This window comes from Niallia circulans NBRC 13626, from assembly GCF_001591585.1.
GTDB classification, from domain to species: Bacteria; Bacillota; Bacilli; order Bacillales; family Cytobacillaceae; genus Niallia; species Niallia circulans.
On sequence record NZ_BCVE01000008.1, the window covers coordinates 75,220 to 100,564 of the forward strand.

At 34.9% G+C, this 25,345-nt stretch carries 22 protein-coding genes and 1 riboswitch; of the genes, 8 read left to right on the plus strand and 14 right to left on the minus strand.

Annotation, left to right across the window (positions count from 1 at the left end; genetic code table 11):
* Positions 1-7: 7 nt before the first annotated feature.
* Together BCI01S_RS12055 and BCI01S_RS12060 are read right to left on the minus strand one after the other, a co-directional pair.
* Positions 8-1,468, minus strand: coding sequence for a nicotinate phosphoribosyltransferase (locus BCI01S_RS12055; protein ID WP_061798866.1), 1,461 nt, complete (start codon positions 1,466-1,468; stop codon positions 8-10).
* A 27-nt stretch (positions 1,469-1,495) separates the two neighbouring features.
* Positions 1,496-2,035, minus strand: a complete 540-nt coding sequence (locus BCI01S_RS12060) for a cysteine hydrolase family protein (RefSeq protein ID WP_047943402.1) — start codon at positions 2,033-2,035, stop codon at positions 1,496-1,498.
* A gap of 305 nt (positions 2,036-2,340) precedes the next feature.
* On the opposite strand from BCI01S_RS12060, the gene BCI01S_RS12065 reads away from it, so the two are divergent.
* Positions 2,341-2,637: a hypothetical protein gene (locus tag BCI01S_RS12065; protein ID WP_061798868.1), complete on the plus strand. Its 297-nt coding sequence runs from the start codon at positions 2,341-2,343 to the stop codon at positions 2,635-2,637.
* Positions 2,638-2,666: 29 nt separating this feature from the next.
* A complete protein-coding gene (yidC, locus tag BCI01S_RS12070; protein WP_061798870.1) occupies positions 2,667-3,455 on the plus strand; it encodes a membrane protein insertase YidC in 789 nt (262 codons plus the stop codon).
* Positions 3,456-3,535: 80 nt separating this feature from the next.
* Here yidC and crcB read toward each other — a convergent pair whose 3' ends face one another.
* The 9 genes from crcB to BCI01S_RS26205 form a co-directional block, all read right to left on the minus strand.
* Complete coding sequence (gene crcB / locus BCI01S_RS12075; protein ID WP_061798872.1) at positions 3,536-3,898, minus strand: fluoride efflux transporter CrcB; 363 nt, start codon at positions 3,896-3,898, stop codon at positions 3,536-3,538.
* The gene (locus BCI01S_RS12080; RefSeq protein ID WP_061798874.1) at positions 3,891-4,271 is read right to left on the minus strand and encodes a fluoride efflux transporter FluC; all 381 of its coding nucleotides are present in this window, start codon (positions 4,269-4,271) and stop codon (positions 3,891-3,893) included. The genes crcB and BCI01S_RS12080 overlap by 8 nt, the downstream gene beginning before the upstream one ends.
* 158 nt (positions 4,272-4,429) lie before the next feature.
* Complete coding sequence (locus tag BCI01S_RS12085; RefSeq protein ID WP_047943398.1) at positions 4,430-4,633, minus strand: DUF6501 family protein; 204 nt, start codon at positions 4,631-4,633, stop codon at positions 4,430-4,432.
* Positions 4,634-4,702: 69 nt separating this feature from the next.
* Entirely contained in the window at positions 4,703-4,903 is a 201-nt protein-coding gene (locus tag BCI01S_RS12090) for a hypothetical protein (protein WP_047943397.1), read from the minus strand.
* 615 nt (positions 4,904-5,518) lie between these two features.
* Positions 5,519-6,769: a 2-oxoglutarate dehydrogenase complex dihydrolipoyllysine-residue succinyltransferase gene (gene odhB, locus BCI01S_RS12095; protein ID WP_061798876.1), complete on the minus strand. Its 1,251-nt coding sequence runs from the start codon at positions 6,767-6,769 to the stop codon at positions 5,519-5,521.
* A 19-nt stretch (positions 6,770-6,788) separates the two neighbouring features.
* Positions 6,789-9,611: a 2-oxoglutarate dehydrogenase E1 component gene (locus tag BCI01S_RS12100; RefSeq protein WP_061798878.1), complete on the minus strand. Its 2,823-nt coding sequence runs from the start codon at positions 9,609-9,611 to the stop codon at positions 6,789-6,791.
* A 415-nt stretch (positions 9,612-10,026) separates the two neighbouring features.
* The gene (locus BCI01S_RS12105; RefSeq protein ID WP_061798880.1) at positions 10,027-11,418 is read right to left on the minus strand and encodes a HAMP domain-containing sensor histidine kinase; all 1,392 of its coding nucleotides are present in this window, start codon (positions 11,416-11,418) and stop codon (positions 10,027-10,029) included.
* Positions 11,415-12,098, minus strand: coding sequence for a response regulator transcription factor (locus BCI01S_RS12110; RefSeq protein ID WP_061798882.1), 684 nt, complete (start codon positions 12,096-12,098; stop codon positions 11,415-11,417). The genes BCI01S_RS12105 and BCI01S_RS12110 overlap by 4 nt, the downstream gene beginning before the upstream one ends.
* A gap of 160 nt (positions 12,099-12,258) precedes the next feature.
* Positions 12,259-12,381 (minus strand): hypothetical protein, encoded by a 123-nt coding sequence (locus tag BCI01S_RS26205; protein ID WP_268874830.1) that lies wholly within the window; start codon positions 12,379-12,381, stop codon positions 12,259-12,261.
* Positions 12,382-12,748: 367 nt separating this feature from the next.
* Here BCI01S_RS26205 and BCI01S_RS12115 point away from each other — a divergent pair, with 367 nt between their 5' ends.
* The 6 genes from BCI01S_RS12115 to BCI01S_RS12140 all read left to right on the plus strand — a co-directional run bounded on the left by BCI01S_RS12115 (position 12,749) and on the right by BCI01S_RS12140 (position 21,886).
* Complete coding sequence (locus BCI01S_RS12115; protein ID WP_061798884.1) at positions 12,749-12,931, plus strand: H-type small acid-soluble spore protein; 183 nt, start codon at positions 12,749-12,751, stop codon at positions 12,929-12,931.
* 105 nt (positions 12,932-13,036) lie between these two features.
* Positions 13,037-13,147: riboswitch (SAM riboswitch) on the plus strand.
* A gap of 132 nt (positions 13,148-13,279) precedes the next feature.
* Positions 13,280-14,401, plus strand: a complete 1,122-nt coding sequence (locus BCI01S_RS12120) for a methionine biosynthesis PLP-dependent protein (RefSeq protein WP_061798886.1) — start codon at positions 13,280-13,282, stop codon at positions 14,399-14,401.
* Positions 14,398-15,567, plus strand: a complete 1,170-nt coding sequence (gene metC / locus BCI01S_RS12125; RefSeq protein ID WP_061798888.1) for a cystathionine beta-lyase — start codon at positions 14,398-14,400, stop codon at positions 15,565-15,567. The genes BCI01S_RS12120 and metC overlap by 4 nt, the downstream gene beginning before the upstream one ends.
* Positions 15,568-15,580: 13 nt before the next feature.
* A complete protein-coding gene (locus tag BCI01S_RS12130) occupies positions 15,581-17,452 on the plus strand; it encodes a bifunctional homocysteine S-methyltransferase/methylenetetrahydrofolate reductase (protein ID WP_047943531.1) in 1,872 nt (623 codons plus the stop codon).
* Complete coding sequence (gene metH / locus BCI01S_RS12135; RefSeq protein ID WP_061798890.1) at positions 17,430-20,888, plus strand: methionine synthase; 3,459 nt, start codon at positions 17,430-17,432, stop codon at positions 20,886-20,888. Before BCI01S_RS12130 ends, metH begins: the two co-directional genes overlap by 23 nt.
* A gap of 212 nt (positions 20,889-21,100) precedes the next feature.
* Entirely contained in the window at positions 21,101-21,886 is a 786-nt protein-coding gene (locus BCI01S_RS12140) for a GNAT family N-acetyltransferase (RefSeq protein ID WP_061798892.1), read from the plus strand.
* A gap of 231 nt (positions 21,887-22,117) precedes the next feature.
* Here BCI01S_RS12140 and BCI01S_RS12145 read toward each other — a convergent pair whose 3' ends face one another.
* From BCI01S_RS12145 to BCI01S_RS12155, 3 genes are all read right to left on the minus strand, one after another.
* Complete coding sequence (locus tag BCI01S_RS12145) at positions 22,118-22,681, minus strand: hypothetical protein (protein ID WP_047943528.1); 564 nt, start codon at positions 22,679-22,681, stop codon at positions 22,118-22,120.
* A gap of 132 nt (positions 22,682-22,813) precedes the next feature.
* The gene (locus BCI01S_RS12150; protein WP_061798894.1) at positions 22,814-23,521 is read right to left on the minus strand and encodes an SGNH/GDSL hydrolase family protein; all 708 of its coding nucleotides are present in this window, start codon (positions 23,519-23,521) and stop codon (positions 22,814-22,816) included.
* Positions 23,522-23,698: 177 nt separating this feature from the next.
* Positions 23,699-25,318 (minus strand): MDR family MFS transporter, encoded by a 1,620-nt coding sequence (locus BCI01S_RS12155; protein ID WP_047943526.1) that lies wholly within the window; start codon positions 25,316-25,318, stop codon positions 23,699-23,701.
* Between the last annotated feature and the right edge of the window lie 27 nt (positions 25,319-25,345).

A 25,345-nucleotide genomic window follows, 5' to 3' on the forward strand; every position in this document is an offset into this window, starting at 1 on the left:
TTCCTCCTCATTTGCGTTTTTGAATTGTTACTTTTACCTTTTCTATATGACTCATTTTATTTTCCCAGCATAAAGGGCTTAAATCTACAGGATATTCCTCAGGATTTAAGGAACGCTTATATTCATCCCAAAGTATTTCTAAACTTTGCTCTGAATACTTTTGAATGCTGACGATATCTGGGGTTGCATATATTAACTTACCATCCTTAAAAATATCTTGATGGATATCTACTGCAGTAAAATTAGTCACGAATTTGCTGATATACGTGTGGGTTGGATGAAACATTTTTAAGCGTTCTTCGTTTTCAGGATGTTCGGATTCTAAACAGATATAATCCCCTTCAGATTTGCCATTTATATCATTTATAATTCGATATACCCTTTTTAATCCAGGAGTAGTCACTTTTTCTGGATTTCCGCTAATTTTAATCGTATCTTGCATATTGCCTTCTTTATCTTCAATAGAAACGAGCTTATATACGCCGCCAAGTGCTGGCTGATCATATGCTGTAATTAATTTGGTTCCAATTCCCCAAATATCTATTTTTGCGCCTTGTGCTTTTAAGTTAATAATCGTGTATTCATCTAGATCATTGCTTGCAACAATTTTAGTATCATAGAAGCCGGCTTCATCTAGCATTTTTCTTGCTTCTTTTGATAAATAAGCTAAATCACCGCTATCCAGTCGAATCCCTCGGAAATTTATGCTATCGCCTAATTCCTTTGCAACGCGAATAGCATTAGGAACTCCAGAACGCAAAGTATCATATGTGTCTACTAAAAATACGCAATCCTTATGTCTTCGTGCGTATTTATGAAAAGCTATATACTCATCATGATAGGCTTGAATCATGGAATGGGCATGCGTTCCAGAAATCGGAATACCGAATAATTTACCTGCTCTGACATTTGAGGTGGAATTAAAGCCACCGATAAAAGCAGCTCTTGTCCCCCATAATGCTGCATCAAGTTCATGTGCACGTCTGCTTCCAAACTCCATTACGATTCCATCACCAATTACATTTTTAATTCTAGAAGCTTTTGTTGCAATTAATGTTTGGTAATTCACAATATTTAAGATAGCTGTTTCAACAATTTGTGCTTGGGCAAGTGGTGCTTCAATTCTCATTAAAGGTTCATTTGCAAAAACCACTTCTCCTTCTGCTGCTGACCTTAGACTTCCAGTAAAACGGAGATCTTTCAAATAAGCTAGGAAATCTTCCTTAAACCCTTCTTGTCTTAAGTATTCAATATCCCCTTCAGAAAATTGCAGATTCTCTAGGTATTGAATCACTCGTTCTAAACCAGCGAAAACAGCGTAGCCATTATTAAAAGGCAATTTTCTAAAATATACTTCAAAAACAGCATTCTTTTCAGCAATGCCATCCTCCCAGTATGTTTCAGCCATATTAATTTGATATAAGTCCGTATGTAACATTAAACTGTCATCTTTAAAATTAAAACTCATTATAGTCCTCCTGCAACCCCTAAACGACTAAAGGATAGTAGCCCCTAGTACATTTTTAAAATGTTCCAATGCCCACTGATGGCCGATTTCATTAAATGAAGCAACGGCATTTTCATATATATGAATATTATAACCAAGATTATAAGCATCTACAGCAGTATGCAGCACACATATATCTGTACAAACGCCAACTAGATAAATATCTTTAATGGATCTCTCTTGCAATTTTATATGTAAATCAGTGCCTGCAAAAGCACTGTATCTAGTTTTATCCATCCAATACACATTGGTTAAATCTTTGTGATCTTCATAAGTTTTTTGAAGTGTTCCATATAAATCTCTTCCTCTTGTGCCAGCAATATTATGAGGTGGAAAAAGCTTTGACTCTGGATGATATGGATCATTTAATGTATGCAAATCAATTGCAAACACGGTTAAATCATCATTATCGATAAAATTCTTCGTAATGTTGACTATTTCATTCTCAATGGCAATGCCTGGTTCACCACATGGTAAATTGCCCTCCACGAAGTCAAAAGTGTAATCAATATTAATTAGAGCTTTCATTAAATCCCCCCTTAATTTCTACAGAACTTATTAAAAACATCCTATAAGAAAACACCTTGATTTATATTTAAACTATCCTTTATTATACCATTCATTTTATTTTTTCCTATTGTAAATACTTAATTCTTCCTGATTTTATTCAAATTGTTTCTCTAGAAGGGAACTATGTTTTATCATTCAACATTTAAAAATGTCATAAAATATCCTTATTATCTGTAATATTGACCTTTATCCCTAGTTGTTAATTGCTTTTCCACACTAGTTTAGATATAATTTTATTTGTTCACTAATAATGAGGTGTATAAATGATTGATTTATTATTAGACTTAACGTTTTTTCCCAGTTATCAAACGGTTTACTATACATTTTTAGTAGGTCTAGTACTGAAATATTTATGGGATTGGAACATTAAGACAACGGTTCAGCAAGAATTCTTTGCAACGGATGAAAAGTTGTCATTAGATGTTTCTATCACAACAATAAATATGAATGTTCAAAAATATAATACTCCTATTTTGCACTGGATTGTTAAAAATATCCGTAAAAGAATAGAGAGTTCCCATGATGATCCTGAGAAACCAATTACCTCCTTTGTTAGCTAGTATTTAATTAACAATTTGGAGGAATTACAATGAAAATATTATCAAAAAATACATTACTAATCATGCTATTAGGTTTATCAACTATTCTACTGAGTGCTTGTTCCTCATCAGCAAGTGGAAATAATGATGGGTTTTTCCATAAAATATTTGTTGAGCCTTTTACGGCAATTATTCACGGAACAGCAGATGTATTTGCTGGAAGCTACGGCCTTGCGATTATTCTGATCACTTTAGTAATTCGACTTGTCTTAATGCCTTTAATGCTGAAGCAATATAAAAAACAACAATTAATGAAATCAAAAATGGATACAATTAAACCTGAAATGGAAGCAATTCAGAAAAAGATTAAGGCCACTAAAGATCAAAAAGAACAGCAAAAACTGCAAATGGAAATGATGGATCTTTACAAAAAAAATAATATTAACCCACTTAATATTGGATGTTTACCAATGCTGATTCAAATGCCGATTTTAATGGGATTCTATTATGCAATACGTGGTTCTCAAGAAATAGCTAGCCACTCCTTTTTATGGTTTAATTTAGGACAGTCAGATTTAATTCTAACCGCGTTAGCAGGTATTGTTTATTATTTACAATTTAGAGTATCGCAAAGTACCATGACACAAGAACAACAAAAGCAAATGAGTAAAATAGGATTGATTTCTCCTATTATGATTGTAATAGTGTCTTTAAATGCTCCAGCAGCTCTACCACTATATTGGACAGTCGGTGGAACTTTCCTTATCTTCCAATCTTTAATCGGCAGAAAGCTATATCCGCCCCAACCTAATAATAAAAAGATAGCGGCAGATAAATAAGAATAAAGGACAAATTTTACGTGATAAAGCATTAAGCCACGCGTGAAATTTGTCCTTTTTTTAGATAATAAATGTTTCTTTTATAAATGGAGACCAACGTTCCACCCTGCAAAACAGAATAAAATTCCCCCTAAGAATGTCCCTAATATATATATATATAACCCCATTCTTCTCTTTTCTCGACATAATGTTACTGCCTCAACAGCAAAAGTAGAGAATGTTGTAAATGCTCCTAAAAAACCAATTGCTAAAATAAAATAGGCATTGACATTCACACCCATTCCTACAATTAATCCTAGTAGAAACGATCCGATTATATTGACAATCATGGTCGGAATAGGGATAGACGATGCCATTATTTTTTTTAGTTCATTTATAAAAAAATAACGAGAAATAGCGCCAATAAAACCGCCAACTCCAATTAACAAAAGATTACTAACCATTTGATTTACTCCATTTTCTTTCTCCAATTTTCATTCCTAAATACGCAAAACTAATTCCAAATACGGCACTACCAACAACATAACTAATAGCGGGCACAGGACTACCTGCAATTAGCAATTGAACAGTATCCAGACTGAGTGTTGATAAAGTAGTAAAAGAACCAATCATGCCTGTTCCAATGGCTGCAGTATATTCTGATTTTAACTTTTGTTTTTTTATAATGGCGCTGGTAAACCAGCCTAATATAAAGGAACCAGCAATATTAATTCCCAATGTTTGCAGGGGAAAATCATAGTCAAAAGGAATTTGACCTACAATAAATCGCAAAATGCTCCCTATCACCCCGCCAATACCAACAAATATATAACTCATAATTATTCATTCCTTTATTTAATAAAATCAATTCAGGATTATGATACAAAAAAGATGTCTAATGAAAAGAATAGGTATGATTTTCAAAGGAATTCTTTCTATCATTTCATTCCTATAAACCTCATAGCTTTTCTATCATAAAAGACATCTTATCTTTCTTATATTGTTTGAAAATAATCTTTGTAAAAACCGCCAACTTTACCAGAGTTATCTACAACAAAGTAAAATTCCTCTGTCTCATTCTTTACTTCATACTCTTTTCCTACTGTTAACACTCTATTAACAATGTATTTGTTTGCATCTGTATGTATACATTTTACTTTTTTAACAGATGGTTTCTTTTCCCAGTTTTCATGTATCATTTTATTGCTCCTTTCATCTAGTACTATCCTAGTATAAAGGGAAACCGATACATAGTGCAACAGGTTCTGTTATGAAACTAAATTCTGTTGTTCCTTTTCCATCCACTTAATCCTATTTCTTTCAAATGTAAACCATTTTCCTGTGTCTACTTGTAAAAAAGTCATGTAGCATATGCCATTAATCCAATCCATGCGTTTGAAATCCATTGCATAATAGAATGTATGATTATATTTGATGACATAAATGTTTTTATGTTCTTGAATATACATATTATGACCTTCCTTCTATGATGTAGTTAGTATTCTATACCACAGGAAAACTACCTCTTAAACCAAAATAATTATTATATTAATGTAACATTTTATTTAATTTCTATCTTGGTATACTTTCCTTCTTCCTCCTGTGATTTCCTTTTTGAGCCTTATCGATTTATGGAAAATACAGGTAAATACTTCCGAGTTTTTTCTTCTTGATGAACAGTAACGATCTTTCGTTTACATAAATTATTATTACCACTTGGGTAATAGTCTTCAAATTCTTCTAAAATCAGTAAATCTATACGTGGTACACGTATAATTCTCAATACACTTGTTTTTGATCATCAATATTGAAAATCGATAATTGATGTTTCCATCAAATAATTTTTTATGTACCCGAGCATCATCTGTCAGATATTGATAGATTCCTACCATGTAATGATATATTATTCTTTTAGCAAAGACCCGTAGATAAAGGATTTGTACTGTGCTTTGCATCCAGAAAAATTCCTTTGAAATTGGTTCAAATCAACACTTTTTGTACGATTTCAAATACTATTCTATTATAAAAAGATACAGGGAGTTCCCGATAATAGAAACTCCCTGTATCTATATTTAGCGAAGTAATTAAGCCTCAAACAATAGCGACTCAGGATCTTCTAGTAGATCTTTTATTCTTGCTAGGAATGTAACTGCTTCTTTTCCATCAATGATGCGGTGATCATAAGACAGAGCCAAATACATCATTGGTCTATTTTCCATTCTCTCAGCATCGATTGCCACAGGACGCAGCTGGATTTTATGCATTCCAAGTATACCGACCTGTGGTCCGTTAAGAATTGGAGTAGATAACAAAGATCCAAAAACACCGCCGTTTGTAATAGTAAATGTCCCACCCTGTAAATCGCTTAATGATAGTTTATTACTTCTTGCTTTACTTGCAAAGTCTAAAATTTCACTTTCTATTTCAGCGAAGTTTTTCCGGTCAGCGTCTCTTAAGACTGGTACAACAAGCCCTTCATCTGTTGATACAGCAATACCGATATCATAGTATTTTTTTAAGACAATTTGGTCACCTTGGATTTCTGCATTTAATAATGGCGCTTTCTTTAGAGCTGCTACGACAGCTTTAGTAAAGAAAGACATAAAGCCAAGCTTCACATCATTCTCTTTTTGAAATGCATCTTTTCTACGATTTCTTAAGGCCATAATATTAGTCATATCAACTTCATTAAAAGTAGTTAGCATTGCAGTATTTTGTTTAACCTCTAATAATCGATTAGCGATTGTTTGTCTTCTTCTTGTCATTCTCACTCTTTCCACTCGATTATCTGATTCTACAGCAGGTGCTGCCTTTTCAACTTTCGGTGTTTGTACTGATTGTGCTGAAACTGATGCAGCCGCCTTTTGATCATGTGCTGCAACATCTTGCGCTCTTACTCTTCCTAATGGATCATTCGTTTGGACTGCTGTTAAATCGATTCCTCTCTCTCTTGCCAGCTTGCGAGCAGCTGGTGAAGCAATAGGATGTTGTTTATTAACTTGTTCTTCTTTTTGTTCCTTTGGCTCCTCTGTAGTTTGAGCTTCTGTTTCAATCTTTTCAGCTTTTTTTTCTTCTACTGCCTGTGGTTCTTCAGGAGCTCCTTCTGCGCTGACTATAGCAATTGTTTCTCCGACTTGAACCGTATCTCCTTCATTTGCTTTTAATTCTTTAATGATTCCACTTTCCTCAGAAATAATTTCCACATTTACTTTATCTGTTTCCAATTCAACAATATAGTCGCCCTTTTCCACATATTCCCCTGTTTTCTTTAACCATTGGGCTACAGTTCCTTCGGTAATTGATTCAGCTAATTCTGGTACCTTAATCTCTGCCATTTTAATTTTCCCCCTCAATTCATTCCATAGTCAATGCTTCATTTACGATTCTTGCTTGATCTTTTCGATGAACAATTGGATCCCCTTCAGCAGGACTAGATCTTCTTCTTCTACCGACATATTGTAAGGAAATAGAATCGGAAATTAGTTTTCTAATTCTTGGCTCCATAAAGCTCCATGCTCCCATATTCTTTGGCTCCTCTTGAACCCATACTACCTCTTTTAAATTTGGGTAGCGTTGAATAATTTCAGTTAGCCTCTCTTCTGGGAAAGGGTAAATTTCTTCAACTCTTGCAAGGTGGATTGCTTCTGCATTTTCAAGCTTTTTATGTGCTTGATATAAGTCAATGGAAATTTTACCGGTAGAAAGAACTAATCGCGTAACAGCATTGTCATTTTGTCCTGTGTTATCTACTTCTAAAACAGAATGAAACGCACCTTCACTAAATTCTAGTCCGTTAGAAGCAACATCAGCATTACGCAGCAAGCTCTTTGGTGTCATAATAACTAAAGGTCGTACTTCTTCTTTATTTAGAATTGCTGCCTGTCTTCTTAAAATATGAAAGTATTGTGCAGATGATGATAAATTTGCAACCGTCCAGTTATTTTCAGCTGCTAAGATTAAGAATCGCTCCAATCTTGCACTGGAATGTTCTGGTCCCTGACCTTCATATCCATGTGGTAAAAGCATTACTAAACCAGATTTCTGTCCCCATTTAGCTCTGCCAGCTGCAATGAATTGATCAAACATTACTTGTGCTGCATTAGCAAAATCACCAAATTGCGCTTCCCATAATACAAGTGTTTCAGGAGCATGAACATTGTAACCGTACTCAAATCCTAGTACAGAACCTTCCGATAACGGACTGTTATGAACAGCAAATGACGCTTTCGCTTTAGATAAGGTATGCAAAGGTGAATACTGCTTCCCTGTTACATAGTCATGTAAAATAATATTACGATGAGCAAATGTACCACGTTCAGAATCCTGCCCTGAAAGTCTGATTGGTGTACCGTCTTCTAAAATCGTTGAAAAAGCCAATGTTTCCGCTAAAGACCAATCAATTTTCCCTTCCCCTTCTAGAGCATCATTTCTCCGCTTTAAAACTTTTCCTAATTTATCAAAAACTTGAAATTGAGAAGGATAGGAAAGTAACTCACTATTTATTTGTTTTAATTGCTCAATTGGAACAGATGTTTTAACTTTCGGCAATTGACGCTCCACCGAATTAGGTGGGTTGGTAATATCCGGATCTTCATTTTTCTTTGGTACTCTATCATGTGCTTCTTTAAGTTTTCTTGTAACCTCTTCTTTCAACGCTTGAATATCTTCTTCATTTATCACATTTTCGGCAACTAGCTTTTCACCGTACAGCTTTGTAATGGTTGGATGTTCGTGAATTAACTTGTACATTAATGGATTTGTCGTCATTGGTTCATCCATTTCATTGTGACCATATCTTCTATAACCAATTAAATCGATTAAAAAGTCCTTCTTAAACTTCTCTCTATATTCGATAGCTAGTTTTGCAGCTTTTATACAAGCTTCTGGGTCATCTGCATTCACGTGAATAATAGGAATCTCAAATCCCTTTGCAAGATCACTAGCATATCTAGTAGATCTCGAATCACTAGATTCTGTTGTAAATCCAATTGTGTTATTAGCGATAATATGAATTGTTCCACCTGTTCGATAACCCTTTAACCCTGTTAAATTTAAAGTCTCAGAAACAATTCCTTGCCCAGGAAAAGCTGCATCTCCGTGGATTAAAATAGCTAGTGATTTATTAGAATCTTCCGCTGGAAAGCCAGGTTTTGTTCTATCATCCTGTGAAGCTCTTGTAAATCCTTCTACTACTGCACCTACAAACTCCAGATGACTTGGATTGTTTGCAAGAGTGAGCCGGACATTTGAAACATTATTTGATTTAATTTGTCGATCCAAGCCTAAATGGTATTTTACATCCCCAGTCCAGCCAAAGCTAATACCGATTGATCCTTCTGATGGTACTAACTGTTTATTAGGAGCATGCTGAAATTCTGCAAATATCATTTCATAAGGCTTCTCTAATACATGGGCTAACACATTTAATCGACCTCTATGCGCCATTCCTATATTAATATTTTGAGCACCATTTAATACTGATTCAGATATAATCTTATCTATCATTGGTACCATTGTATCGAGACCTTCAATCGAAAATCTCTTTTGACCGACATATGTTCTATGTAAAAAATTTTCGAATTCTTCAACTTCTATTACCCTTTTTAAAAGCTTTCTTTTTAACTCTTTATGACAGGCGGGTTTTAAGCTTCCTGACTCTACTTTAGACTGTAGCCAGTTTTTTTCTTTAATATCATTAACATGATAGTATTCAAATGCAATGGTCTTTGTATAAATCTCTTTTAAATATTGAACCGCTTCATAGCCATTTATTATATGATTAGGAGCATCTGGACAAATTAAACGAGCTGGAATTTTTTCTAAATCTTCTTTCGTTAAATCAAAACGAGCTAAATCAAATAACTCATACTCTCTCTTATGATCCTTTAAAGGATAAATATCAGCCGCTAAATGTCCATATGCTCTTATCTTATTCACTAATGTTACTGCTGCAATAATTTTTTCAACTTGAACTTCGGACTGTAGAGATAAATGATTCGTGCTAGTTTTTGTTTGATTATCAATTGGGGGACCCCATTGATCAAAATGCCTTTTCATTTCTTCATCAACTGAATTTGGATCTTGAACGTATTTCTCATAAAGCTCCATTACGAGCCCTAAGTTCGGCCCATAAAATCTTGGTTGGTATGAGACTGTACCATCAGATGGCTTCTCCATGAAAATTTCCCTCCACCACTTTTATTATCATTTTTTATCTTCCCTTTGTTATTGCGCTTTACACTTTCTAGTGAAAAAACATTTTTTAAAACGTTTACATTTCTATTCTATCATGGTTTAATAACAGCTTCAAAAGTTTTACACATTTTTATGGTAAAAAAATTAAAAATATTTTTTATCGGCCCTATCTTCAGAAAAAAAAACAATCTTAGTAGTAATCATATGCAGCATAAAGTTTTACATGACAAAGCAAAAAAGAGTGAAACATAGTTAACCCGAAAAAAAAGCCAGACAAACATGGTTTCCTCTGTTTGTCTGGCTTTATTAGTTGCTCATAATAGGAATAATTCGAAAGAAATTACAGGATGCTAATATTCTGCTCCCTGCCCTTCTTCCTCTTTTTCTTTGATGATAACTATATTTTAAAGCGAACAATTACTTTTGTTCCTTGACCAACCTTACTTTTAATTTCAATTGTCCCATTATATAAACTAACAATTTGCTTTGCAATGGCTAATCCAAGTCCTGTTCCACCCTGTTCTCTACTCCTAGCTTTATCCACTCGATAAAACCGGTCAAATACTTTTTCAAGATCTTCTTTAGGTATTCCAATTCCATGATCGATAATTTCAAGGATAAAATGGTTGTCTTTTTCATACGTATGCAGAAAAATATTTTTTTCATGTACAGAATATTTGACCGCATTATCAAGTAATATAGTCGTTATTTGCTGCAAATGTTGCTCAGATACCTCATAAAGATGGAGAGAGTCAAGTTTTATCTCGAATGTAAAATCGTCATGGAGCATCACAAAATCACGAATAGTATGCTCAAAAATCCACTTTACCCTCTCAGGAGTTAATTCTGCATCCATTCTATTTTGCTCTAATTTGGATAAGTCTAATAAACTGATAATTAGTTTTTTTAGACGAGCAACTTCTTCAGTTGATGTTTGCAGTGACTCTTCTAATATATCTTCATTATTCTTCCCCCATCTATTTAGCATGGAAAGATGACCCTCTAAGACAGAAACCGGGGTCCTCAATTCATGGGAAGCGTCTTCAATAAATTGTTTTTGCTGCTGAAAGGATTGTTCAATCACATCCATCATCTCATTGAAAATAAGAGATAAATCAGCAATTTCGTCCTTTTGAGGATAGACTGGCATCCTTTCCTTGAATCCACTGTTTTTTATTTTTTTCATTGTTTTTGTCATCGAATTAACTGGTCGTAATAATAAATAGGAAATAAAATAACCAATAAGGGCGCTGATAATGAGTGCAGCAATTGCAAACATTGTCATTGCAAACCATAAGTGTTCTCGTACTTTATCTAAGGATTCCAGAGAACGAATAATTTCTACTCTGCCATTAAATGCTTTTGTCTTAATTTCCTTACTATAAACTAGTGAATTCTGATCTCCAATTGAAATATAATGAAACTGTTCATCATTATATATTTGATTGGGCTCAATAATCGGGAAATCTCCATTCATATCTGCAAGGATGGCTTGTCCATTTTCATCTAAAATACGAATTAGTTGGTTATTATTATTAAGTTTTTCTAATAAAGCGACATTTGCGGCGATTTCTTCGTCTGTAGGATTCTTTTCTTGCAAACTCAATTGTTTAACAACTTGGTTCATCGCTTGTTTTACATCTGTTTCTTCCTGATTTAATAACCAAGAAGAAACAGTATGAAATTCAAAAAAGGAAAAAATAGAATAAGTTAAAAAAATACTAAAGGATAACCCAAGTGTTAATTTCCATTTCCAAGGTAAAAGAGATATTTTTTTTATCCATTTCATCTCATCACATATCCTATTCCTCTGACCGTTTCGATATATACTTCTTGTCCAGATGGATCAAGCTTATTCCTTAAATACCTAACATATACATCGATTACGTTTGTTTCTACTTCTGATTCATAACCCCAGATTTTTTCTAATAATATATCTCTTGATAAGACAATATTAATATTGGTCATGAACATATAAAGCAAATCATACTCTCGTTTGGTTAAGGACAGAATCTCATCTCCTTTTTTGGCGATATGTGATTCCACCTCCAGAGTAATATCTTTATAAGTCAACTTTGTCATAATTTGATTGGAAGTATTTGTTTGTGGCTCTACTCGGCGAAATAATGCACGTAATCTAGCAAGAAGTTCTTCAATCGCAAATGGCTTAACCAAATAATCGTCTGCGCCACTATCTAATCCAGAAACTCGATCTAAAACGCTATCCCGTGCAGTTATCATTAATATTGGGGTGTTTTTTGTTTGACGGAGTCTTCTGCATACCTCAATGCCATTTAATTCAGGCAGCATTAAATCTAATAAGATAATATCCCACTCTTCCTCTAATGCTTTATGAAGACCGCTCCTACCATCTGAGCAGACTTCTGTTTTATACCCTTCATATGTTAATTCCAACTCGATAAATCTCGATAAATTTTTTTCGTCTTCTATAATCAAAATTTTTTTCATTATACCACGCTCTCTATTTAACATAGGCAATGTTACAAGCGGCATGTTGAAATTTGATTTATTATGAAAGGAAATTTCAACAAAACTGCTTTAACTTGCCTAAATATATGATTATTTTATCATGTTAGAAGCTTGATATACAAAAAATACCCCGTAATCTTTAATTTTGCTTCGAAAACATTGAATCCATAATAGCATGTGCCATTTCTACAAATTGAAATCCGAATAATGATGCTGCTGTTAAAGAACTAAATACAATCATTGCAATGCGAAGAAATTGCATGTTTCATCTCTCCTTTGAATTAAACTTTCGCTTAAAAGTATCGAGGTCATTCCTCTATTACCCATTAATAACTATATTGAAAGCACATTTCTAGTTAATTTAATAAATTAAAAAACTTTTCTAATGTGCTAATGTGAATAAAACTTATGGTATACCTCTTTTTGTAAAAAAGCATGAAAGAAACATTAAAATTTGATGAGAAGAAAAAATAAAGAATATAATTGATGGAATTAGCCATTATAAAATTAGAAACCTTTCTAATTATTGTAAGTCCTGACAACAGATATGGTTCATTCATACGAAAGGAAGCGTTCATGTAGATAGCCATTTCCATGAACAATGGTTTGTAAGTTTAGGAGGTAGATCGATGAATATTGGGCGTGCGATTGAAATTATGAATGCTGCAGATATTGTGGATGTTAGTTATCAAGGAGAAAAGATTATTATCCAGAATGTAAATGAAAAAACAAAGAAAGCAACTATCTATACAAAAACAAATCCAGAACACGAGTTAGATGTAGATGTATACCAGCTTATTGAAGAAATATGATGATATATTACAATAGAAAGAATATAGTTTCTTTTCAGAAATAACAAAATAATTCTTGCCAATAAGCGAAATATATAGTAAATTAATAGTCAATTACATACGTAATTCTTATCAAGAGAGGTAGAGGGAATGGCCCGACGAAACCTCAGCAACCTTCAGTATCCTATATACTGAAAAGGTGCTAATTCCATCAAGCAAATGCTTGAAAGATAAGAAGAATGACCATTAGTATCCAAAGTCTTCTTCTTATAACGAAGAAGGCTTTTTTCATGTCATTTTTCTTTATCTTTTCTTGGTTTGTTTTAATTACATAAAAAATCCACAATATGAGAATAGGAGAGTTATAGAATGTATAGTTTAGAAACGAAGTTAGCGCAAATTGGTAATAGAAGTGAAACAACTACTGGGTCAGTTAATCCGCCTGTTTATTTTTCAACAGCTTATCGTCATACAGGAATTGGAGAATCAACTGGCTATGATTATACACGAACAGGAAATCCTACTCGTCAAATTTTAGAAAATGCAATTGCTGAATTAGAAGAAGGAGACCGCGGCTTTGCATGTAGTTCCGGAATGGCAGCAATTCAAACAATTCTTTCCCTTTTCCAAAGCGGAGATGAATGGATTATTTCTAAAGATTTATATGGCGGTACATACCGTCTATTAGAACAAGGGTATAAAAAATGGGGTCTTCGATGTACGTACGTTAATACCTCAGATACTGATGCTGTGCGTGCGGCGATTTCCCCAAAAACAAAAGCAATCTTCCTTGAAACTCCTACGAATCCTTTAATGGAACAGACGGATATTTCTGTGATTGCTTCCATCGCAAAAGAACACAATATTCTGCTTATTGTTGACAATACTTTTTATACTCCTATTATCCAACAGCCGATTCGTTTAGGTGCTGATATCGTTATCCACAGTGCAACAAAATATTTAGGTGGACATAATGACGTTCTCGCTGGTCTTATTGTTGCAAAGGGAGAAGAGCTTTGTAATGAGCTTGCCTTACACCATAATTCAGCTGGAGCTGTTTTAAGTCCCTTTGATTCGTGGCTATTGATGAGAGGAATGAAGACACTGGCGTTAAGAATGGAAAAACATGAAGAGAACGCGAAAATACTCTCTACTTTTCTGCAAGAACATGACGCTGTTGTAGATGTCCTCTATCCTGGTCGTGGCGGAATGATCTCGTTTAGAATCCAAAGCGAATCTTGGGTTAATCCATTTTTGCAAAACTTAACGTTAATCTCATTTGCCGAAAGTCTTGGAGGGGTGGAAAGTTTTATTACATATCCTGCCACTCAAACTCATGCAGATATTCCACTTGAAGTCAGATTAGAAACTGGTGTCGATAATCGACTATTACGTTTTTCAGTTGGTATTGAAAACGCAAATGATTTAATCAAAGATCTAGATAAAGCCTTTTCTATTGCAAAGGGAATTGCACAGGAGGTAACAATATGAGTACATCATATACATTTGAAACAAAATTACTTCATAATAAACATAAATTCGATCCAGAAACAGGAGCTGTCAGCGTGCCAATTCAGCACGCTTCCACCTTTCACCAAAAAGATATTGATGAATTCGGAAAATACGACTATAGCCGAAGCTTAAATCCAACAAGAGAAGCATTAGAAGAAGTTGTGGCAGAATTAGAAGAAGGAACACACGGCTTTGCCTTCTCTTCAGGAATGGCTGCTATTTCAACAGCATTTCTATTATTATCGCAAGGAGATCATGTCGTTATTTCGGAAGATGTTTATGGTGGAACATATCGTATGGTGACGACCGTATTAAATCGATTTGGAATCGATCATACCTTTGTAGATATGACCAATCTAGAAGAAGTTGCAGCAGCTGTATTGCCAAACACAAAAGTCTTTTATGTAGAAACTCCTTCCAATCCTTTATTAAAAGTAACCGATATTGAAGCAATTAGCTTACTTGCCAAAAAATACAATGCACTTACTTTCGTGGATAATACCTTTTTAACACCAGCCTTACAAAAACCATTAACACTAGGTGCAGATGTTGTGCTTCATAGCGCTACTAAGTTCTTATCTGGCCATAGCGATGTAATTGCTGGAGTAGCAGTAGTTAAAGATGCAGAGCTGGCAAAGCAAATTGGTTATTTACAAAATTCGTTTGGCGCAGTTCTCGGCGTACAGGATTGCTGGCTGCTCCTTAGAGGAATAAAGACATTACATGTTCGGATGAAGCATTCAAGTGAAGGTGCAAGAATGATCGCTGAGCATTTGCAAAACCACCCATTAATAAAAAAAGTGCATTATCCAGGTTTTGAAGATCATCCACAATATGCGATCCAAAGAAAACAAGCGCTAAATCCAGGAGCAGTTTTCTCCTTTGAGTTATATTCAGAAGAGGCAATGCGTACTTTTGTAGAGAATGTCAAACTTCCTGTATTCGCCGTTAGTCTTGGTGCGGTTGAATCGATTCTTTCTTATCCAGCAAAAATGTCTCATGCTGCAATGGATCCTTTAGCTAGATCTGAACGTGGAATTACAGATTCCCTTCTACGCTTATCTGTTGGATTAGAGAATCCATTAGATTTAATCAATGATGTTGATACAGCTCTAAAAAAGACCGCAGAGTTACATTATATTTAACTGGAGGATTACAATGAATTTTCTTGATAGACTAAAAAATGAAATTTTAATTGGTGATGGTGCTATGGGCACCCTCCTCTATTCTTATGGAAAAGATACTTGCTTTGAATCTTTAAATCTTTCTCACCATGAACAGATTGAACAGGTACATCAAGCATATATCCATGCCGGCGCAGATATAATTCAAACTAATACATATGCTGCCAACTATTTAAAATTACAAAGATATGGTTTAGAAGATAACGTAAAGGAAATAAATAGCGCAGCCGTGAAAATTGCCAAAAAAGCTGTGGAAAATAAAAATGTAAATATATTAGGAACGATTGGTGGAAATAGAGGCGTGAAGCCCCAAGCAATTAGTTTAGAAGAACTGAAGCGTAGTTTTCGTGAACAGCTATACTGTTTGTTATTAGAAGATGTCGACGGGATTCTTTTAGAAACATTTTATGATTTGGAAGAACTCGAAACAGTACTGCAAATTACTAAAAAAGAAACAGATATTCCAGTCATTGCCCAGCTTTCCATACACGAAATAGGGATTTTACAAAACCAAATATCCCTTGCTTCTGCTTTCGATAGATTAGAAAATTTAGGTGCTGATGTTATTGGGTTGAATTGCAGATTAGGACCACACCATATGATTGCTTCACTTGAACAAATACCATTACCTAAAAATGCCTACTTATCTGCCTATCCCAATGCTAGTTTGCCGAGTTATATTGACGGAAAATTCGAATATAAAGATAATGCGGAATATTTCCAAAAATCAGCCGAAGAATTTAGAAAGCAAGGCGTTCGTCTTTTAGGCGGCTGCTGTGGAACAACACCTGAACATATCAGAAATTTCGCAAAGGTGTTAAAGGAAGCCTCCCCTATCACAGAAAAAACAGTTGCAACTAATAAGACTGCTGTGGATGCTATATTTCATCATTCCTCTCCCCCTAGGGATTACACCCCTTTGGAGGAGATTGTAAAAACAAGAGCTTCTGTTATTGTAGAATTAGATCCTCCAAGAAAACTAGATACGACTCGATTCTTTGAAGGTGCTAAAAAACTAAAAGAAGAAGGAATTGATGCTTTAACACTTGCGGATAACAGTTTAGCATCTGCCCGTATTTCCAATACAGCAATTGGTACATTAGTAAAGCAAAACATTGGGCTTCGTCCCCTTGTTCATATTGCTTGCCGGGATCGCAATATAATTGGTTTACAGTCTCATTTAATGGGATTACATACATTAGGAATTCATGATGTCCTAGCCATTACAGGAGATCCAGCTCGTGTTGGGGATTTTCCAGGTGCTTCTTCTGTTTATGATATGACTTCCTTTGACTTAATTTCGATGATTAAGCAATTAAATGAAGGTCTCTCCTTCTCTGGCAAAAATCTCGGACAAAAAACGACATTTTCGGTTTCAGCTGCATTTAATCCAAATGTTCGTCAAGTGGAAAAAGCAGTAAAGCGGTTAGAGAAAAAAGTAGCATGCGGTGCTGATTACATTATAACCCAGCCTATTTATTCCGAACAAAAAATAATTGAACTTTATGAAGCAACAAAACACATTGATATTCCTATCTATATCGGTTTAATGCCCTTAACAAGCAGTAACAATGCGGAGTTTTTACACAACGAGGTTCCTGGCATAAAAATAGATGACTCCATACGGCGCACCATGGCACAATTTAAAGACAATCCAGAACAAGCAGCACAGGAAGGTCTCAAAATCACCAAATCTTTAATCGACACTGCAGCTAATTATTTTAACGGTATTTACTTAATAACACCCTTTTTACGTTATGAGCTTTCTGTGGAATTAGCTCGCTATACGAAATTACGAACTGCGGCACTTAGGAGGACAACTGATGCAACAAACTTCATTAGCTGAACAACTTAAACGAAAAATTATCATTATGGATGGTGCAATGGGAACAATGCTCCAGCGAGAGAACTTAACGGCAGCCGATTTTGGTGGAGAAGAATTAGAAGGATGCAATGAAAATCTTAATCTAACAAGACCAGATATTATTACGAAAATTCATGAATCTTACCTCCATGCCGGAGCAGATATTATTGAAACCAATACATTTGGTGCAACTAAAATTGTCCTGGATGAATATCATCTAGGGCATATTGCTTACCAATTAAATGTTAAAGCAGCGAAACTTGCTAGAGAAGCAGCAAACAAATATTCTACAGCTGATTGGCCAAGATTTATTGCAGGTGCAATGGGCCCAACAACGAAAACATTAAGTGTTACTGGCGGCACTACATTTGAAGAACTCATTTCTTCATACGAAGAGCAAGCATTAGGATTAATCGACGGAGGTGTTGATCTCCTCCTTCTGGAAACAAGTCAGGATATGCTGAATGTTAAAGCTGGATTTTTAGGCATTAAACAAGCATTTGCAAAAACAGGAAAAGAACTACCACTAATGATTTCTGGAACGATTGAACCAATGGGGACTACTCTTGCCGGACAGTCGATCGAAGCATTTTACATTTCTATAGAACATATGCGTCCTATTGCCATTGGCCTAAATTGTGCAACAGGTCCTGAGTTTATGCAGGATCATATTCGCTCACTTTCAAGTCTGTCTAAGTTTGCTGTTAGCTGTTATCCAAATGCTGGCTTGCCTGATGAAGAAGGAAACTACCACGAAACAGCCTCCTCTCTTGCCAATAAACTTGGTGGATTCGCAGAAGAGGGCTGGCTTAATATTGTTGGGGGCTGCTGTGGTACTACACCTGAGCATATTCGAGCAATCGCCGAAAAAATGAAAGACATCTCCCCGCGAAATGTTGCAGAAACTAATTTTCACATGGTTTCTGGAATTGAGCCCTTTATTTATGATGATCCTACATTAAGACCAATTATGGTTGGGGAACGAACGAATGTTATTGGTTCAAGGAAATTTAAAAGGCTGATAAAAGAAGGGAAATATGAAGAAGCAGCAGAAATTGCTAGAGCTCAAGTCAAAGGCGGAGCCCATGTTATCGATATTTGCTTAGCAGATCCTGATAGAGATGAATTACAAGACATGGAGCTTTTCATGGAAGAAGTTGTAAAAAAAGTCAAGGTTCCCCTTGTAATTGATTCTACTGATGAACAAGTAATTGAAAAGGCACTCTCCTACTCACAAGGAAAAGCAATCATCAATAGTATTAACCTGGAGGATGGCGAAGAAAGATTTCAAGCTATCGCTCCTCTCATCCATAAGTATGGAGCAGCTGTTGTTGTCGGAACTATTGATGAAGATGGCATGGGAGTTACTGTAGAGAAAAAACTACAAATAGCCAAGCGATCCTATGATCTGTTAACAAAAAAATATAACATTAATGGTCAAGATATAATATTTGATCCCCTTGTCTTTCCTGTAGGAACGGGAGATGAACAGTACATCGGCTCAGCATTAGCGACGGTAGAAGGAATTAAACAAATAAAGCAAGCATGCCCAGACGTCCAAACTATTCTTGGAATAAGCAATGTTTCCTTTGGTCTCCCTCCTGTCGGTCGAGAAATATTAAATAGTGTCTTTCTTTATCACTGCACACAAGCTGGCCTTGACTACGCAATCGTTAATACAGAAAAATTGGAAAGATTTGCGTCCATAAGTAAAGAAGAAATTGAATTGGCTGAAAAACTTTTATTTGAAACAACAGATGAAACGCTGGCTATTTTCACAGACTTCTATCGAGATAAGAAAAAAGAAAAGATCAATTCACTTGAAAATTTAACGTTAGATGAACGGTTAGCTTACTATGTTGTGGAAGGAACAAAAGAAGGATTAATAGCTGATTTAGCTATTGCACTTACTACATATAGTGCCCCACTAGATATTATAAATGGTCCTCTTATGGATGGAATGAAGGAAGTTGGCCGCTTATTTAATGATAATCAGCTAATTGTCGCAGAAGTGCTGCAAAGTGCAGAAGTGATGAAAACGGCCGTTTCTTTTTTAGAAGGATATATGGACAAAAATGTTTCCGCATCTACTAAAGGCAAAGTTATTTTAGCAACTGTTAAAGGAGATGTTCATGATATCGGCAAAAATCTCGTTGATATCATTCTCTCTAATAACGGCTATGAAGTCATCGATCTCGGCATCAAAGTTCCCCCAGCAGATTTAGTTGCTGCTATTAAAAAGGAACAACCAAATATTGTTGGCTTGTCTGGTTTACTTGTAAAATCGGCACAACAGATGGTACTGACAGCTGCAGATATGAAACAAGCTGGCATAGAAGTTCCTATCTTAGTAGGGGGAGCAGCATTATCAAGAAAATTTACCGACACAAAAATTTCGCGTGAATATGATGGATTAGTATTATATGCAAAAGATGCAATGAATGGCCTATCTCTTGCAAATCAGCTGACTAATAAAGACGAATTCGATTTGCTTAAACAGGAACACGAAAAGAAAAAACAATTACTTTCAGCTAGTCCAGTAAAAGAATACACAAAACCTGTTATCACAGGGATTAAAAGAAAAACTGTTAACCTAGATGCTCCCGTCTTTGTGCCGCAGGATACAAAAAGACATTTATTAACGAATTATACGACCGGTCATATTAAACCATATATTAATAAACAAATGCTCCTAGGTCACCATTTAGGAGTTAAAGGAAAAATTGATGTTTTACTAGAAAATAAAGATGATAAAGCCGTCCAATTAAATAATATGATTGAACAATTGTTAATAGAAGCTGAACAAAATAATTGGATTCTGCCAAAAGCGGTTTATCGCTTTTTCCCTGCTCAATCAGATGGCAACAAGATCTATATCTATGATCCAAAAGACAATACGAAAAAAATCGAAACCTTTGATTTTCCAAGACAAGAAAGAGAACCATTTTTATGCCTAGCGGACTATCTAAAACCAGTCGATAGTGGAGTGATGGACTATGTTGCATTTTTTGCTGTGACAGCTGGTACTGGTATACGGGAAGCAGCAGAACAGCTTAAACGAAATGGAAGATTTCTTGAATCCCATGCCCTTCAATCCCTTGCGCTAGAAACAGCTGAGGGGTTAGCAGAATTAATTCATCGACAGATTAGAGATAGATGGGGATTTCCTGACCCGGCAACTTTTACAATGAAGGATCGCTTTACAGCAAAATATCAAGGACAAAGATTTTCATTTGGATATCCAGCTTGCCCGGAATTGGAAGATCAGAAAAAATTGTTCAGCTTATTATCACCAGAAGATATTGGAATTACCTTGTCCGAAGAATGTATGATGGAGCCTGAGGCATCTGTTTCAGCAATGGTATTTGCCCATCCGGATGCACGTTACTTTAACGTCTTATCTAGCAATTCCTTATAATATTATTGTCTAGTGAAGTATTTGCTAGCTACAAAAAAATCCAATCCTGCTGTCAGCAAAGCTGGATTGGATTTTTACTTCGTCTATCTCTTTCACACTGTAAAATACATATAATAATTATCCATTTTTACCCTTTCACATCTATATATATTCTTAATATTATGATAAACTTACAATTAACTATTTTCAGAAAGCAGAAAGAAGGTCATACAATGATTCGAGAACTTACAGAACAAGATCATGCTGAGGTGATGAAATTTTTACTTCAAGACCCTTCGATGAATCTTTTTATTATTGGCGATATTGAAGCGTTTGGGTATCATTCAGAATTTCAAAGACTTTGGGGAGAATTCCAGAGCGGAGAGATAAAAGCAGTGCTTCTCAAATATTATAAAAGCTATATATTTTACTCTGTCGATAAAGATCATTTTGACGTCCAAGCTTTTGCGGCTCTAATGGAAACCAATTCAAATCCAGTAACACTATCAGGAAGAGCGGATTTAGTAGAAAAATTTGAAAACCATCCTTCTTTAAAATTAGGAAGGAAAAGAGTAACTTATTTTGCTCAATGCGGCAAAAAACGAAAAATTGAAAAAACGAAAATGATCAAACAGGCTAGTCTTAATGATATTGATCGCATTGTCGCATTGCGCAATTCTATTGATGAATTTATTACAACAGATGATTCAAGAGATATGCTCAAGAAAGCGATCGAGACTAAAACCGGGCGGACATATTTTCTTGAAAACGATAAAGGAGAAATTATATCAACTGTCTCCACTACAGCAGAAAATTCCCATTCAGCAATGATTGTCGGCGTCTGTACACATAAAGACTACAGAAATAAAGGATTGGCAAGCAAGCTAATGACGGCCCTAGTTAATGATGTATTAGATGAAAAACAGTTTGTCTGCTTATTTTACGATAATCCTGATGCTGGTAAAATTTATAAAAAAATTGGCTTTGAAGATATTGGATTATGGACTATGTATCGCTAAACACTCCCTATATTTTGCACCTAATGGCTCGTATAAAACAATCTAGAAAACAAACCATTTCTAAATATTAAACAAAATAAAGCCAACAATTATACAGAGATGCATATAATTGTTGGCTTTTTTATTCCTATTATAAATGAATGTTTGCGGCTATCCTCTTTAGATAACCGCATTTTTCAAAGGACAATAAACTGCGTTTATTTATCAATCATCCTTCCAAATCGATTTAACTTATTTAAGCAATAATTCTAAATCGGTAAAAAGAGAAATCATTTTCTGCAGCTGTCTCCATTCCTTCGATTGCATATTCACTAAATCAACCGTATAAGTCGTGGTCACAGTAACCAATCGAGCAGTACATTTAACCGTTTCAATTCCTAGCAGCTCTTCTTCCCAATCCCACATTTTTAAGCGATATAATTCCATCCTTAAAGCATCAAACTCTTCCGGCTCAATTTTATTAAAAACCGGTGGGATCACAATCGGAAACTGACTCCATTCTTGAATTAAGTAGTTGCGAAGATCGAAATCAATATGAATACTGAAAGAATGTTCTTGATTTACTTTATATTCAACAATTAATTTTGTAATTTCTTTTGCTGGATGAATCGATACTATATCATCATAAACCTCAAACAAGTCTTTTTTTCGAGAAAGTACAGACTTTATGGAGGACATAGAAATAGGTGTATCTTCCTCTCCTAAATAACTATTTAATTCATTAAAAATAGCGGAAAGGGTTGTCGGGCCTTTTTGTTGCAAAACTTCAATTATTTTTTCGTACAATGTGCTCATCTGTATTTCCTCCACTATTTAAATCTACCTATTAATGACTGCTTGTCCCATTATCTTATCGCAAATTCCAAAATTTTCCATAGCCAGTGTATATGAAAACTAATTCCACTATTTTCTTGCAAAAAAGACAAGTTACGATAATTGTTCTTGATGACTGCCGGTTAATCGGTTCATCTCCTCAAAAATAAAATAACTCATTTTCTTGTAGCCTTCAGCATTTAAATGAATTCCATCATCACTAATGAAATCAGCAATATTCCCAGCCTTTTTAAGAGCTGAGCGAACATCTATACTTGGAAGATTTAATTGCTCGATTAATTTGTTTAAATGAAAATTATATAAACCATGCCAATGCTCTATCCCGCCACAGCAGCTAATCCAATGACTAATTGCTGTACCATATCTATCTGCAATTGATTTATAATATCTGACTGGATCCAGTGGTGGCAAAGTTAACAATATTGGCGTGATATTAGATTGCTTCATTTTTGTGACCATTTGAGCAATGTTTTCGATATATTGATTAATCGGAACAATCGGCTCATGATTACTATCAGGATCCTCGGCTACTTCTTGCCATTGAAAATTGCAATCATTCCCGCCTACGTTTAATAAAACATAATTCGGCTCCTCAGAAAGCACATCCTTTTCCAATCGCTTTAGTAATAAATCAGAATTATCATTAAATACACCCTTATTTAAGACAATTGTATCTTCTGAATTATTTAAGGCAAATAATTTTCCAAGTAAAGCGGGATAATTGTCTTTAATTATTCTTATCCTACCTTTTACAAATGAGACACCTCTTGTTAAGCTATCTCCAAAACAGATAATTTTCATTTAACATCCCTACTTTTTTCATTCTAATACTATAACTTATTATAACAGAAAAAAGGTTGTGCGAGAAAACTTCTGGTTTTTCCAAAAATAGGGTATGAATTGTATTTTTGTCCTAAAATAAGCAAATAAAAAGCTGTCTCCAATAATTATTGGAGACAGCCTAAAATCACATTTGTATTAAGATTTTTGTCTATTTAAAACGATATCTTCTTCCTTCTTTTCTTCAGGAGCTGCTTGATTAGATGTTCGTAAAGGAATTTCTTTTAAGAAGAAAACTAATAAAAACGCAACAACTAGGACGATGGTTCCAGTTAAGAATACCGTTGATAATGTATCTCCTAATGCATCTCTGATTCCTTGAATCATTTGCGCAAATATTGGTTGTACATCTGCAGGTAAATTTGCTTCTGTCTGTTCGAGTAATGGTTTATTCATCAATGCTTGTGGATTGGCGAAACCAACCATTTGCTCTGTTACTTTCGGATCTAACGTTGCTAAATCTTTTACTACTGGCGAGTTTTGCATCGTATCTTGCAAGTTTGTCTTAAGATTATTTGCCATAACTGTACCCATGACCGCAATACCAATTGTACCACCTAGATTACGGAATAATTGAGTGGAAGCAGTTACTACCCCCAATTCTTTATGGGAAACGGCATTTTGAGTAGCAATTGAAAATACCGGCATACCAATACCTAGTCCCAAACCAAATACAATCATACTTAAAATCGCCATTGGTACACTATTCATAAAAATCATAATGGCCATACCAGCGATCATTGTTGGAACCCCGATTAAGGCAAAACGTTTGTATTTCCCTGTTTTTGAAATTAACTGACCTATAATGGTACTTGAGATAACCATAACAATAGACATTGGCATTGTTACATAACCAGCATAAGTAGGAGATATCCCTAATACACCTTGAACGAAGAAAGATAGATAAATCATGGCACCCATCATTCCAAAGTTCATAATAAAACCAATTATATTAGAAACAGTAACAATATTATTTTTGAATAGATGTAATGGTAAAATTGGATTTTTTGCTTTCTTTTCCACCAATACAAACACAATAGCAAAAACAATACTTGCTGCAATCAATCCGAGAATTTGTACGGATCCCCATGCATACTCTGTTCCTGCCCATGAAAAGGCCAATAATAATGGAACAATTGCGACAGTCATAAATAAGGATCCAATGTAATCAATACTTTGTTTTCCGTTTCCTTCTACTTTAGGGAATAGTGCCATAATCATACCAAATGCAATAATTCCAATTGGTAGGAAAATCCAGAATAACCAGTGCCAATCTAAATGATCAACTAAGTATCCTCCTAATAGAGGGCCAAGTACACTGGAGAAACCAAATACAGCCGTTAATAATCCCATCCATTTTCCACGTTCACGAGGCGGGAATAAGTCACCAACTGCTGTAAAAGCGGAAGATTGAATAATACCAGCACCTATCCCTTGGATACCGCGGTATGCAATAAATTGAAATACGTCATTGGAAGTACCTGTTAAGAAAGCACCAACCATAAATAATAATATCCCAATTAATAAGAACGGCTTACGTCCATACATATCGGATAGCTTTCCAACAAGCACTGTGGCAATTGTGGATGTGAGCATATAAATATTAATGGTCCATGTATAATAGTCCATCCCATCAAGGATCGAAATGATTTTCGGCATTGCAGTACTAACGATTGTTTGGTTAATCGCTGCAAAAAACATCGCTGCCATGATTGCAATCATAATCGACAGCTTTTTCTTTTGTGTTAAATGTTCCATTGCATTCTCTCTTTTCTTTATAAAATA

Bases quoted from the DNA above. Each gene is read 5' to 3' on its own strand.
- BCI01S_RS12060 (WP_047943402.1), bottom strand. From the start codon at position 2,035: ATGAAAGCTCTAATTAATATTGATTACACTTTTGACTTCGTGGAGGGC.
- BCI01S_RS12080 (WP_061798874.1), bottom strand. From the start codon at position 4,271: ATGAGTTATATATTTGTTGGTATTGGCGGGGTGATAGGGAGCATTTTG.
- BCI01S_RS12100 (WP_061798878.1), bottom strand. From the start codon at position 9,611: ATGGAGAAGCCATCTGATGGTACAGTCTCATACCAACCAAGATTTTAT.
- yidC (WP_061798870.1), top strand. From the start codon at position 2,667: ATGAAAATATTATCAAAAAATACATTACTAATCATGCTATTAGGTTTA.
- BCI01S_RS12145 (WP_047943528.1), bottom strand. From the start codon at position 22,681: ATGAGCACATTGTACGAAAAAATAATTGAAGTTTTGCAACAAAAAGGC.
- BCI01S_RS12140 (WP_061798892.1), top strand. From the start codon at position 21,101: ATGATTCGAGAACTTACAGAACAAGATCATGCTGAGGTGATGAAATTT.
- metC (WP_061798888.1), top strand. From the start codon at position 14,398: ATGAGTACATCATATACATTTGAAACAAAATTACTTCATAATAAACAT.
- BCI01S_RS12090 (WP_047943397.1), bottom strand. From the start codon at position 4,903: ATGTATATTCAAGAACATAAAAACATTTATGTCATCAAATATAATCAT.
- BCI01S_RS12120 (WP_061798886.1), top strand. From the start codon at position 13,280: ATGTATAGTTTAGAAACGAAGTTAGCGCAAATTGGTAATAGAAGTGAA.
- metH (WP_061798890.1), top strand. From the start codon at position 17,430: ATGCAACAAACTTCATTAGCTGAACAACTTAAACGAAAAATTATCATT.
- odhB (WP_061798876.1), bottom strand. From the start codon at position 6,769: ATGGCAGAGATTAAGGTACCAGAATTAGCTGAATCAATTACCGAAGGA.
- BCI01S_RS12085 (WP_047943398.1), bottom strand. From the start codon at position 4,633: ATGATACATGAAAACTGGGAAAAGAAACCATCTGTTAAAAAAGTAAAA.
- BCI01S_RS12130 (WP_047943531.1), top strand. From the start codon at position 15,581: ATGAATTTTCTTGATAGACTAAAAAATGAAATTTTAATTGGTGATGGT.
- BCI01S_RS12065 (WP_061798868.1), top strand. From the start codon at position 2,341: ATGATTGATTTATTATTAGACTTAACGTTTTTTCCCAGTTATCAAACG.
- crcB (WP_061798872.1), bottom strand. From the start codon at position 3,898: ATGGTTAGTAATCTTTTGTTAATTGGAGTTGGCGGTTTTATTGGCGCT.
- BCI01S_RS12055 (WP_061798866.1), bottom strand. From the start codon at position 1,468: ATGAGTTTTAATTTTAAAGATGACAGTTTAATGTTACATACGGACTTA.
- BCI01S_RS26205 (WP_268874830.1), bottom strand. From the start codon at position 12,381: ATGCAATTTCTTCGCATTGCAATGATTGTATTTAGTTCTTTAACAGCA.
- BCI01S_RS12115 (WP_061798884.1), top strand. From the start codon at position 12,749: ATGAATATTGGGCGTGCGATTGAAATTATGAATGCTGCAGATATTGTG.
- BCI01S_RS12110 (WP_061798882.1), bottom strand. From the start codon at position 12,098: ATGAAAAAAATTTTGATTATAGAAGACGAAAAAAATTTATCGAGATTT.
- BCI01S_RS12150 (WP_061798894.1), bottom strand. From the start codon at position 23,521: ATGAAAATTATCTGTTTTGGAGATAGCTTAACAAGAGGTGTCTCATTT.
- BCI01S_RS12105 (WP_061798880.1), bottom strand. From the start codon at position 11,418: ATGAAATGGATAAAAAAAATATCTCTTTTACCTTGGAAATGGAAATTA.
- BCI01S_RS12155 (WP_047943526.1), bottom strand. From the start codon at position 25,318: ATGGAACATTTAACACAAAAGAAAAAGCTGTCGATTATGATTGCAATC.